Source organism: Nonomuraea terrae (genome assembly GCF_044465245.1).
Classification (GTDB): Bacteria; Actinomycetota; Actinomycetes; order Streptosporangiales; family Streptosporangiaceae; genus Nonomuraea; species Nonomuraea terrae.
In genome coordinates, this window is the sequence record NZ_JBITLL010000006.1 from 259,735 (window position 1) to 271,242 (window position 11,508).

Here is an 11,508-nt window from a genome sequence, read left to right on the forward strand (position 1 = left end):
GGGCCGCCGTGCGCGTTGTGGAAGGTCAGCCGTCGACGTCCGGCGACGGGATGTAGCGGCCCGGCACCTCGGCCGGGGCCAGGATCTTGTCCTCACCCGGGTAGGGCGTGGCCCAGCCGTGCGCCTCGTACCACGTGAAGTGGTCCATCTGGTCGGGGTTGGCGTAGTCGGCGATCGCCTTCGGGCCGGTCAGGTGCTGCTGCCCCTTCCAGGCCTGCCACTGGTCGGCGACGTGCTTCTTGTCCGCGGGCACCTCCGGCGCCGGGGCCTGCTCCGGGGCCAGGCCGGCGTACTTCGCCGGCACGGTGTCCTCGCCGCAGGCCGGCGGGGTGGCGATGCCGTAGGTCAGCGGGATGCGGTTCGGCACCGCGGTGAACGGCGTGTAGTCGGGCTTCTTGGTGAAGACCGCGCTCATCGGGGTGGCGGCGCTGTCCTTCTGGTTCATCGGCTGCATGCCGAGGATCTGCTCGATGGTCCTGATCACGGTGATCTGGCTGTAGTAGTGGCTGTCGACCTTGCCGTGCTGGGCCCACGGGCTGATGATCTGCACCGGGCCGCGGGCGCCGTCGACGTGGTCGACGCCGTCCTGGGTGTCGTCCTCGATGACGAAGATCGCGCTGTCCTTCCACCACTTACTGTGGGAGATGGTGTCCACGATCTTGCCGACCGCCAGGTCGTTGTCGGCCACCTGGGCGACCGCGTTGACGGGCCCGCCGGTGTGGTCGCTGGAGAGCCACATCATGTTGAGGTTGGCCGGCCCGTTGGCCTCGAAGTCACGCTTCCAGATCTCGTACCGGTACAGGTCCGGGATGCCCGTGTCGAACTTCGGGTACGCGTGCACCGTGATGTCATTCAGCGACGGAATCGGCGAGGAGGTGTCCGTCTTGATGGCGGTGTCCTGCCCGGTCTCCTCCATGTTCTTGACGTCGCAGTAGTAGTCCTGCCACTTCGTGCCGGGCGGGACGGTCTCGAACATGGTGAACTCGCCGAAGTTGCGGGCCGTCTTCCCGGCCGCCTGGGCGCCGGTCCACAGGAAGCCCGAGCGCTGGTGGCCGAGCGCGTCGTCCTCCGTGTCGTAGCTGCGCTGGTACTCGCCGGCGCTGGACTCGGTGTACTCCGGGTCGTCGGCCTGCATCAGCCAGCTGTGCCCCTCGGCGGAGTTCGTGCCGATGTCGTAGGTGTTGTCGTAGAGCCCGAACTGCCGAGCCAGCGCGTGCTGGTTCGGCGTCACGTTCTCCCCGAACTGCGCCAGCTCGGGGGCGCCGTTGCCGCGCGGGTCGTCGCCGAACACCTGGTCGTAGGAGCGGTTCTCCTTGACGAGCAGGAAGACGTGCTTGATGGTCGAGGGGTCGCCGAGGCGCTTCGGGACCGGCTCGGCCTTCTGCTTGTTGCCGTGGGCCACCTTGACGGAGCTGTTGTCCCAGCCGTTCTGGAGGAAGACCTTGTCGGTGGTGCGGGCGATCACCGTGTCGTCCGGCAGCTTGAACCGCAGCAGCGTGCCGGTCGAGTCGTGGGTGCCGTGGCCGGTGGCCGGCTGGGTGCCGGGGCCCTTGGAGATGGTGCGCTCCGGGCCGCGCTCACCGATGCCGCGCATGTTCGTGACGAGCACGTCGCCGCTGACGGTGGTCACGCCCTCCGGGTAGTAGTCCATGGGCAGCAGGCCGACGTAGCTGACCGGCTCCTGCGGCGAGGTGTAGCGGTAGACGGCGAGCGCGTTCGCGCGGCCCAGGGTCACCAGGAGGTGGCCGTCCTCGGTGAGGGTCACCCCGTTGGGGTGGTAACCCACGGCGGCCGTCGGCCACGGCTGGGTCGCGATGGTCTGGACGACGGTGTCCGTCGAGGTGTCGATGACGGACACGTTGTCACTGTTGGTGTTGGTGACGAAGAGCGCCCCACCGGCGGCGTGCAGCGCGGTCGGGTGCAGACCGACGTCGATGGACGCGACCGCGGCGGCCTGGTCGGCGACGTTGATGACGCTCACCGTGCCGGTGGTCGTGGCGCCGGTGACCGGGTCGGCGGGAACCTGGGTGCCGTACGAGTTGAGCGTGGTGTCGCCGTCGGTCGCCCGGCGCCCGCCCTCGTTGCTCACGTACAGCTTGTCGCCGACCAGCACCAGGTCACGCGGCGCGTTGCCGACGTCCCAGCTGTGCCGGATCGCGCCGGTCGCGGGGTCCATGGCCACCACGCGGTTCTGGCCGTTGACGGCGGTGTACAGGGTGGAGCCGTCGGGCGAGAACACCGCCTGCGCGGGCAGCGCGTGCTTCGACCCGTCCGCCGGGATCGCGATCAAGGTCGGGGCGCCGACGGTGCCGTCGGCGTTCACCGGAAAGCGGCTGAAGCCGTCGATCTGCGGCATCCACAACGTCGAGCCGTCGGGCGAGTAGGTCGGCCCTTCCTGCCCCACGTTGTTGTTGGCGATGCGCAGGTCGGCGCCGGCGGCCGTGCCGGCCTGCTGAAGGATCTTGTAGTTCGTCAGGTCGACGATGGTGAGGGCGATCGACCGGTCGTTGGTCAGCGCGGCGAGGTGACGGCCGTCGGGGCTGACCGTGGAGGAGAGCAGTTTTCCGTTGTCGACGAGCAGGCGGTCACCGATCGACTCGATGGCCTGGTCGCTGGGCAGCAGCAGGCCCGCAGCCGTGGCCTGGCCGACCTGCCCGTTGCCGAACGCGTCGGTCGAGCCGTAGGCGATGCCCCCGCCGGCGACGACGAGAGCGGCGGTGCTAGCCGCGAGGAGGCGGATTCTGCGGCCGGTACGTCCGTGAAGAAACCCAAGAGAGGTTTCCTGGACGCGCCGGCGTTGACGCGTGACTTGCATGAATGGTTCCTTCTGGAGTGCTGACAAGCAGGTCGACGTCCCCGTCGAACTGCCAGAGGGGGTTGGGTGCGTCCCCGGTCGGGGTGCGCACCTGGAAGTAGCCGTTCACCTCCTTCGGTCCGTCGCCGTCAGCGACGTACCGCCCGTCCGCGGTGACGTCGAGCTGGTAGATGGCGCTGCCCACGGAGTCCACGCCGGGCAGGTGCCAGGAGACGACACACCGCCAGTCGTTGCCGGGCCCCTCGTCGGCGACGCGGACGCTGCCCTTGTCGCAGGACGCGGTGGCCCGCAACTGGGCCTCGGTGACGTCGGGCCGGCCGAGCTCCTGGGCCTGCAGCCGGTAGAGGTGGGCGTACGTGGTGGCGAGGGAGTCCTGCAGCTTGGGCCGCTCGATCCCGGAGCCGTGGGCCGGCGTCACGGCGGCGACCACCGCGAAGGTGAGCGCGACCAGGCCGGCCAGCGGCACCACCCCCGCCACCAGGACGCGCCGGCCGGACCCGTCGTAGGCCAGGTCGGTGAAGTCGCGGCGCAGGAACAGGCGGTAGGCCAGCGCGGCGGCGACGACCGCCCACACCAGGCTCACCACGAGCCCGATGAGAAGGGGCCCCGTCTGCGCCGGGCTGGTGAAAAGACCGCGCCAGGCGAGGAAGGCGTGGCTCGGCAGGGCCAGCTGCACGGCCACGGGCAGCGGGAGCAGCTGCGCGAGCTGCAGCACGAGGGCGAGAAGCGCGGGCATCAGCAGCCCCATCGGTGAGCGGCCGAGGGCCACCGAGCCGAGCAGGCCGACCGCGGCGAACGCCAGCGTCGGCGCCAGCACGCACGCCCACGCGAGCAGGACCGTGCCGGCCGCGTCCGCCGGGGCGAGGAGATGGCCGTCCAGTCCCACGAGCGGCCGGTTGCCGACCGCGACCAGGCCGCCGGCGATGCCCGACGCGGCCAGCCCCACCACGAGCAGCAGGATCACGCTGAGACTGGCGAGGCTCTTCGCCACGAAGATCCGCCGGGGTGAACGCACCGCCACGAGGAGATGGCGCCAGGTGCCCAGCCGGTCCTCCGCCGCGAAGACGTCCCCGGCGACCAGCGACGTCAGCAGCGGCAACGCCCAGCTGCACGCGAAGTCCAGCACCACCAGCGAACCCGACCAGCCGGTGGCGTGCATCCAGCGGCCGAAGACCGTGTCCGTGGGCAGCATGCTCTGCCGGCTCACCGCGGCCACGAAGGCGGCCGGGGCTATCCAGCAGACGAGCAGCAGCAGGCGGACCCGCCACTGGGAGAGCAGCTTGACCAGCTCGAACCGGTAACCCCGCATCATGGGCGCAGGCCGGGCCTGCGTCGCGGTCATCACGTGTCCCCCTCGTCGTTCCGTCCCGATACGTCGCCCGCCCCGGTCAGGGCCAGGAACGCGGCCTCGAGCGGCGTCACCACGGGCGCCAGCTCCCGGATCGCCACGCCGCCCCGCACCAGCCGCACCACCAGCTCGTCCAGAGCCGGCACGGGCCCGCGGACCACGAGCACGTCGGCGTCCGGCCCGCCACGACCCGGCATGACGCTGAGCCCGGGCGTGCCATCCGCCACCCGGTGGGCGACGGCCGGGTCGGAGGTGACCAGGCGGTAGTCGAGTTCGCCGCTCTCCGCGGCGAGCTTGCTCAGCGGCCCCGAGAAGACGACCCGGCCGGTGGCGAGGACCGTGACCTCGGAGCACAGCGCGGCGAGGTCGTCCATCCGGTGGCTGGACAGGACCACGGCGGTGCCGTTCGCGGCGAGCTCGGTGATGACGCGGTGCACGTGGCGCTTGCCGGCGGGGTCCAGGCCGTTGGCCGGCTCGTCCAGGACGAGCAGTCGCGGTGTGGTGAGCAGCGCGGCGGCCAGCCCGAGCCGCTGGCGCATGCCCAGCGAGAACCCTCGGATGCGGTCGTCGGCGACGTCGGTGAGCCCGACCTGCTCCAGTGCGCTGTCGACTGCGCTGCTGTCGGGGGCACTTTCGGGCGCACTTTCGGCTGCACTTTCGGCGGCGGGAGTGTCTCCGCGTAGTGACGCCAGGGCCGAGAGGTTCTGGCGCGCGGTGAGCGACGGATACAGCCCGGGCCCGTCCACGAAACCCGCGACGCCGTCGGGGACGGCGAGCGTCCGCCCGACCGGCGTACCGAGGATCTCCAGGCTGCCGCTGTCCGCGACCGCCAGGCCCAGCAGCAGGCCGAGGAGCGTCGTCTTGCCGGCTCCGTTCGGACCGACCAGGCCGTGGACCTGCCCGCTCGCCACATCGAGGTCGACGCCGTCGAGTGCGACCACATCACCGAAAGACTTCGTGATCCCGCGAGCCCGCACTACGGGGCTCCTCTGCATGGCGGTCTCCCTTAGCTTGACTAAGCAACAAGAGGAACCTAGGGATCATGGATTGCCTCAGGGAGGCGCGCAGTGAAACGTTCGCCAAACCCCGCCCATCCCGACAATTCGCCCATCGTCCTGAGGCCGGGCTCGACTGTTGACCTTGGACACATCGCCATGAACAATGGCGGCACCGAAGATCCACCCCTGAGCACCGGACGAGCCCCGCCAGAGGGTTGTCGTGCGTGTCGGCGCGGCCATCCGGTCCGACACTCAGCGAGGTCGTCTTGTCTGAAACGCCGGCGCCGACATCCTGGATACCTCGCGGACACCCCTTGTCGTGGGCGACGCTCGCGGTGACCACCGGCGCGATCCTGATGACCGCCGTGGACGGCGGCATCCTGCCCGCTGTCCTGCCCGCCATCCAGCAGGAGTACGCACTCAGCTCCACGCAGGCCGGGCTGGTCAACTCGGTGTTCTTCGGCGGCCTGATCGTCGGCGCCCTGCTGTTCGGCTGGATCTCGGACCGGATCGGCACCGGCTACCGGCGGACCTGGACCTGGAACGTCGCGATGCTGCTCGCCATCCTGGGCGGCGCCCTGACGTTCGGGTTGGCCGGCAGCTTCGCGGCGTTCCTGCTGCTGCGCATCCCCATGGGGATCAGCCGGGGCGGTTCCGAGCCGGTCAACGTGGCGCTGGTGAGCGAGTGGTGGCCCAAGGAGCACCGCGGCTTCGCCGTCGGCGTGCACCACACCGGATTTCCGCTCGGCCAGTTCCTCACCGGCGCCCTCATCGCCGCCGTCCTCGGGTTCGCCGGCTGGCGTGAGGCCTTCCTGCTCATCCCACTCCTGGGCATCCCCATCATCGTGGCGCAGGCGATCATCGGTACCAGACGCAACCAGGCGAAGGTCTACGACTGGATCGACCGCAGCGGCCTCACCCGTCCGCTGCCCGAGCTGTCCACCCGGCTGCCGGGCAGCATGCTCGCCCCGGTCAAGCAGGCGCTGAGCAACGCCAACGTGCGGTGGTCCGTCGTGTTGATCTTCCTGTTCCTGTGGGCCGAGGCGGGTGCGGTGACGTTCCTCGCCGTGCAGCTCACCCAGCAGGGCATGGGATTCGGCGAAGCCGCCTTCCTGTCGGGAGTCTCGGGGCTGACAGGGTGGCTCGGCCAGGTGGTCTGGGGTACGTGGTCGGATCACGCCGGCCGCAAGTTCGCCATCCGCTTCCTGGTGATCGGGTGGGCGCTGACCCTGCTGGCCATGATCTTCATCACCAGCGCGGCGACCGCGTGGATCATCCTGCTCGCGTGGGGGTTGTTCCGCAACGCGCCGTTCCCCGTCACGTACGCGTTGCTCATCGACTCGGTGCCGAGAGCGGCCGGCACGGCGATGGGCATCATGATCGGCATCGCTCTTGGGGTGTCCGGCGTCCTCGCGGCGGCGGCGTCAGGCTGGATCATCGACCAGTACGGCTTCACCATCCACTACATCGTGCTCGCCGCGATCTGCCTCCTCGGCCTGTTCCCCCTGTCCCGGATGACCGAGACCGTGGGGAAACACGCACCGGCGGCCGAGCAACAGACCTGACACCGGCCCGAATCCTGCGACAGCCCGGGGTGCGCAAGCACCTTCACCAGGCCGGCCGCCTTCCGGCTCAGCCCGGGAAGGCCGGGTCGCGGAAGAGGAAGTAGCCCAGGTGGTCCGCGTGCAGGTGCTGATGGAACCGCGCGGCCTTCGCCTGGGCGGTCTTGTCGGCGGTGACGGCCGTCAGCACGACGTACCTCTTGGTCGCGCCCGACCGGATCCTGCCGTAGACGTACGTGTCGAGCACCTTGTCGCGGCGCCACTTCACGGCCCGGGAGGAGTGCGCCAGATGCGTGGCCGTGGCCTTGGCGTCCTTCACCGTGGGAAAGGACATGATGACCTGGACCGCGGTGAGATGCCCCTTGTAGGCCGAGTAAGCCAGCTGCACGGCCCGCTCACATCTGTTCTCGGCCAGCACACCCTGCCTGTCGACCGGGGCGCAGGAGTCGTAGGTCCAGCCGCCCGCCCTCTCCGCCGTGAACGCGACGTCGCCCAGGCGGTAGTTCCAGTCGCCGAACTCGTCGTCGTCGATCGGTGAGCCGCGCGTTCCGTTCGCGCCGGGGCTCGGCTCGGCGGGCTCGGGGGTGGGCTCCCGCAGGGTCACAGCGGTGTTCGGCTCGGAAGGGTTCAGGTACTTGTAGACGCTGAACGTGAGGCCGCCCGGCAAGAGCACCGCCAGGATCGCGACCAGGGTGCCGGCCACACCGGGGTAGTCCCGCGCGCCGGACTGCCGAGGCTGTTCCATACCGCAATTGTGCAGCAGTTCAACACCTTGCGCCCCATCTGCCCCAAAAGCGACAGAAGTGGCGACTCATAGCGGGGAACCGTGGTCATCGGGACGGCAGCGAGAACGACCGACTCAGTCTCTTCCGTCTCTACGCTGTCCCGGTGATCGTCGAACAGCGCGTCTACTTCTTGATCCAGTCAGATGAGCTGGCGCCGGATCAGATCACCCGGCATCTGGGCGTCCAGCCGACTCGAACCGAGGTGAAAGAATCACGGCGTGGCGGCCGAAGTGGGCGCCTACTACCGCCACGGCACGAATGGATGACCGACTCCGGCCTTCCAGAGAACGCCTCACTCGGCGAACAACTGGAAGCCGTCATGAACCGTCTGGCCGGCGCCTGGGATCGGATAGGGGAGTTGACCGCCCGTAACGCGGACGCCACGTTGGTGATGCTCCGGTCGTTCGAGCCGGGACCAGGATCCAGCCCTCTCGGGCTCGTTCTCGATGAAGCAGCCTTCGGCCTCCTCCACAGGTCCGGAGCCCGCCTGTGGATTGATGAGTACGACTGCGAGATATCGGGCTGACGGCCCGGCAATCAGCAAACGAGAATTCGCCCGAGCCGGATTCCCGCACGCTGCAATTCGAACCGACAGCACAGGTGCTCAATCCGGCGTGGAACGATCCATAGGCGAGTTTCGCTGCAGGGTGAAAGCATCGTCGGACGATCCGGAAGGTGGAATGACGTGAGTGAGTTCGCGGTTCGGCCGAACGAGACGACGGTGCCGTTGATGCCGTGCGCGTCGGTGGAGGAGACCTTGGCGTTCTATGAGGCGCTGGGGTTCCAGGCGACCTACGAACAGCGCAAGCCTTATGTCTATCTGGCGCTGCGGTGGAGCGGATTCGAGCTGCATTTCGGCCCGGCGCCCAAGGGGCTCGATCCGGTCCGGGAGGAGTCCGGAGGCTGCCTGGTCATGGTCGACGCCGTGGCGCCGTACCACGCGGCGTTCGTCGCGGCGATGCGGCGGGCCCACGGCAAGGTGCTCAGTTCGGGCCTGCCGCGGATCACCCGCTACCGGCCGGGCGCGTCCCGGTTCACGCTGGTCGATCCGTCCGGGAACTCGATCACGTTCATCCAGCGCGACGAGCCTGCCGAACTGGAGTACGGCGGCTCGAAGAAGCTGACAGGCCTGGCCAGGGCGCTCGACAACGCCCGGATTCTGCGCGAGTTCAAGAATGACGACCTGCAGGCTTTCCGCGCGCTCAAGTCGGCGGTGCGCAGGCATGGCGCGGGCGCCCCGGTGGTCGAGCGGGCCATCGCCCTGTGCCACCTCATCGACCTGGCCATGGTCCTCGGCGAGCCCACCGATCCATGGGCCGCCGATCTGCGTGGTCTGGACCTCACCACCAGCGACAGGCAGCGCATCGAGTCAGAGCTCGGGCATCTCGCCGGGCTCCAGGAGTGGCTGCCCTGAAGAGGGAGGGCGCCGTCGTGGATCGCCGAGGACGAGCCCGGACCACCGGCTCCTACGCGCGCCACCAGGAGCGCTGACCGTAGTTGCTCCAGTCGTAGTGACCCACGCGGCCCTCGCCGATACGGAACTTGTAGCCGTCGAACCCGCCGCGGGCGCTGTAGCTGAACCGGAACTTACCGTGCCCGCCGGTCACCAGACGGCGGCCCTGGTGCCAGCCGCGGTCGTCGTGGTACCAGAAGTCCACGTAGGTGTTCTCACGGTCACGGTCACGGTCCCACACGTCCACGTCGAAGTAGTAGCGGCCGTTCGCGGCGTAGTAGAAGCCCTTGTAGTACGAACGGTGACCGCTCGACTCCCCCCGGCCGTAACCGGAGTAGCCCTCGAACCAGTGCTTGCTGAACGACGCCTGAGCGACCGACGCGGTCGTGGCGGTGGCCGCCTGGGCCGGGGCGGCGGCCGCACCGGCCACCACGGCGCCGGCCAGAACCGTACCGGCGAGAAGGCTACGAAGCTTCGACATGACATCCATCCCTGGCTGTGAGGAGAACCTCCGGAGCGATCTCTCCGGACGACCCTCAATCTAGGCAGCCGCGACCTGGCGTTCTGCGTACAAACGCACACAACAGCGCGAGCGTGCACAACGACACACACTGCGCCGGTCGGCTCGGCCGAGCGCCCTCAGCGGCTCGTGAGCGTGGGCAGCGCGAGCATCGAGACTTTCGACGCTGAGGGTCGCAAGCGTTCACAAGTGTTGGGATCCCCTACGCTCACCGCCACCATGTCCACAACCATTCCGCGAACTGGGAGTTTTCATGACGAAGCGCCTTTACGCGGCCGCCGCAGCCGTGCTGATCGTCACGGCGCTCGCGGGCGGGTGCGGACGCTCCTCCTCGGGGACGAGCGCGACCCAGGGCGCCGCGGCAGCCGAGGGCAAGACCGCCAAGGATCTCGTGCCCGCTGACGTACGCGATCGGGGCGTGCTCCGGCTGGCGACCGCCGAGGGCTACCCGCCGATGGAGATGTACAAGGAGGGCACCCAGGAGCTCACCGGCGTGGATCCCGACCTCGGCGCGGCCATCGCCGCGAAGCTCGGGCTGAAGTCGACCATCACCAACGCGGCCTTCGACGGGCTCATCCCCGGCCTGCAGAGCGACCGGTGGGACATCGTGCTCTCCTCCATGAGCGACACCGAGGAGCGCCGGGCCGCCGTCGACTTCGTCGACTACTTCAACGCGGGCGGGGCCGTCATGGTGAAGAAGGGCAACCCGGAGGGCGTCAAGGACCTCGCCGATTTGTGCGGCCGTACCGTCGTGCTCGCCAAGGGCAGCTCCAACCTGGCCATCGGCGAGAAGCAGAACGACAAGTGCGACAAGAAAATGACGATCATGCAGAGCGAGGACGCCCCCACCGGCCTGCTCAGCATCGACTCCGGCCGCGCGGCCGCCACCATCGTCGACTCCCCGGTGGCCGCCATGTACGCCGAGGAGACCGGCAAGTACGAGGTGCTGCCCGGCCAGTACGACGCCGGCCCGTGGGGCATCGCCATCGACCGGCGCGACACGGCCCTGCGTGACGCGGTGGCCAAGGCCATGCAGGAGCTGATCGCCGACGGCGGCTACCAGAAGATCCTCGACACGTACGGCGTGGCGGCCAATGCCGTGCCCGAGGTGATGGTGAACACCAAGCCGTGGAAGTGACCGAACTGCCCGTGGACGCGGTACGGCCGCCGCGCCCCGGACGCTGGCTGGCGGCGGCCGTGGCCGGGCTGTTCCTGGTCTGGCTGGCCTACACGATCATCGTCAACCCGAACCTGCACTGGGACGTGATCGTCGCCTTCCTCGGCGACGGCAGGATCCTCGGCGGGCTGTGGGTCACCATCCAGCTCACCGTGCTGTCGATGGCGATCGGCCTGGCCCTCGGTGTGCTGACGGCGGTGATGCAGCAGTCGGGCGACCCGGTGCTGCGCGGGGCCGCCGCGCTGTACACGTGGTTCTTCCGTGGCACGCCGCTGCTGGTCCAGCTGATCTTCTGGTTCAACATCGGACTGGTCTTCCCCACGATCGCGATCGGGGTGCCGTTCGGCGGTCCGAAACTGGTCGAGTGGCAGGCGAACGAGCTGGTCACGCCGTTCACCGCGGCGCTGCTCGGGCTGGCCATCAACGAGGGCGCGTACATGGCGGAGATCGTCAGGGCGGGCATCCGCTCGGTCGACCCCGGCCAGCGGGAGGCGGCGGAGGCCCTCGGCATGTCCCACGGCCAGGTGCTGCGCAGGGTGGTGCTGCCCCAGGCGATGCGGGTGATCGTGCCGCCGACCGGCAACCAGTTCATCTCCATGCTGAAGACGACGTCGATGGTGTCGGTCATCGCGGGAGCCGAGCTGCTGACCGTGGCACAGCGCATCTACCTGGGCAACTTCGAGGTCATCGCGCTGCTGGTGGTCGCGTCGATCTGGTACGTCGTGCTCACCACGATCGCCAGCGTCGGCCAGCACTTCATCGAACGGCGGTTCGAGCGCGGCCACGGCACGCTGCCCGCCAGGGTGCGCCGCAACCTGCGGCCGTTCGCCGGAGGTGGGGTCTAGTGGAC

The 11,508-nt window shown here is 69.2% G+C and carries 10 protein-coding genes; 5 read left to right on the top strand and 5 right to left on the bottom strand.

The window, feature by feature from the left end:
* Nucleotides 1–25: 25 nt before the first annotated feature.
* The 3 genes from ACIBP6_RS30525 to ACIBP6_RS30535 are packed head-to-tail and all read right to left on the bottom strand — an operon-like array spanning nt 26 to nt 5,104.
* On the bottom strand, nt 26–2,815 hold the full coding sequence (locus tag ACIBP6_RS30525) for a bifunctional YncE family protein/alkaline phosphatase family protein (RefSeq protein ID WP_397057322.1): 2,790 nt from the start codon (nt 2,813–2,815) through the stop codon (nt 26–28).
* Entirely contained in the window at nt 2,721–4,157 is a 1,437-nt protein-coding gene (locus ACIBP6_RS30530) for an ABC transporter permease (protein WP_397057323.1), read from the bottom strand. Before ACIBP6_RS30530 ends, ACIBP6_RS30525 begins: the two co-directional genes overlap by 95 nt.
* Nucleotides 4,157–5,104 (bottom strand): ABC transporter ATP-binding protein, encoded by a 948-nt coding sequence (locus ACIBP6_RS30535; RefSeq protein ID WP_397057324.1) that lies wholly within the window; start codon nt 5,102–5,104, stop codon nt 4,157–4,159. The genes ACIBP6_RS30530 and ACIBP6_RS30535 overlap by 1 nt, the downstream gene beginning before the upstream one ends.
* A gap of 371 nt (nt 5,105–5,475) precedes the next feature.
* Between ACIBP6_RS30535 and ACIBP6_RS30540 the strand changes: the two genes are divergently transcribed.
* Nucleotides 5,476–6,726, top strand: coding sequence for an MFS transporter (locus ACIBP6_RS30540; protein WP_397057325.1), 1,251 nt, complete (start codon nt 5,476–5,478; stop codon nt 6,724–6,726).
* Between the two features lie 67 nt (nt 6,727–6,793).
* On the opposite strand, the gene ACIBP6_RS30545 is transcribed toward ACIBP6_RS30540, so the two are convergent.
* Nucleotides 6,794–7,468, bottom strand: a complete 675-nt coding sequence (locus tag ACIBP6_RS30545; RefSeq protein WP_397057326.1) for a hypothetical protein — start codon at nt 7,466–7,468, stop codon at nt 6,794–6,796.
* Nucleotides 7,469–7,611: 143 nt separating this feature from the next.
* On the opposite strand from ACIBP6_RS30545, the gene ACIBP6_RS30550 reads away from it, so the two are divergent.
* Together ACIBP6_RS30550 and ACIBP6_RS30555 are read left to right on the top strand one after the other, a co-directional pair.
* Nucleotides 7,612–8,034 (top strand): DUF4279 domain-containing protein, encoded by a 423-nt coding sequence (locus tag ACIBP6_RS30550; RefSeq protein WP_397057327.1) that lies wholly within the window; start codon nt 7,612–7,614, stop codon nt 8,032–8,034.
* A gap of 159 nt (nt 8,035–8,193) precedes the next feature.
* Nucleotides 8,194–8,922: a glyoxalase gene (locus ACIBP6_RS30555; RefSeq protein WP_397057328.1), complete on the top strand. Its 729-nt coding sequence runs from the start codon at nt 8,194–8,196 to the stop codon at nt 8,920–8,922.
* A 52-nt stretch (nt 8,923–8,974) separates the two neighbouring features.
* Here the strand turns inward: ACIBP6_RS30555 and ACIBP6_RS30560 are convergent, their stop codons facing one another.
* Nucleotides 8,975–9,442, bottom strand: a complete 468-nt coding sequence (locus ACIBP6_RS30560) for a hypothetical protein (protein WP_397057329.1) — start codon at nt 9,440–9,442, stop codon at nt 8,975–8,977.
* A gap of 292 nt (nt 9,443–9,734) precedes the next feature.
* Between ACIBP6_RS30560 and ACIBP6_RS30565 the strand changes: the two genes are divergently transcribed.
* Both ACIBP6_RS30565 and ACIBP6_RS30570 read left to right on the top strand, forming a co-directional pair.
* Nucleotides 9,735–10,619: an ABC transporter substrate-binding protein gene (locus ACIBP6_RS30565; protein ID WP_397057330.1), complete on the top strand. Its 885-nt coding sequence runs from the start codon at nt 9,735–9,737 to the stop codon at nt 10,617–10,619.
* Entirely contained in the window at nt 10,610–11,503 is an 894-nt protein-coding gene (locus ACIBP6_RS30570; RefSeq protein WP_397057331.1) for an amino acid ABC transporter permease, read from the top strand. Before ACIBP6_RS30565 ends, ACIBP6_RS30570 begins: the two co-directional genes overlap by 10 nt.
* Nucleotides 11,504–11,508 lie beyond the last annotated feature (5 nt).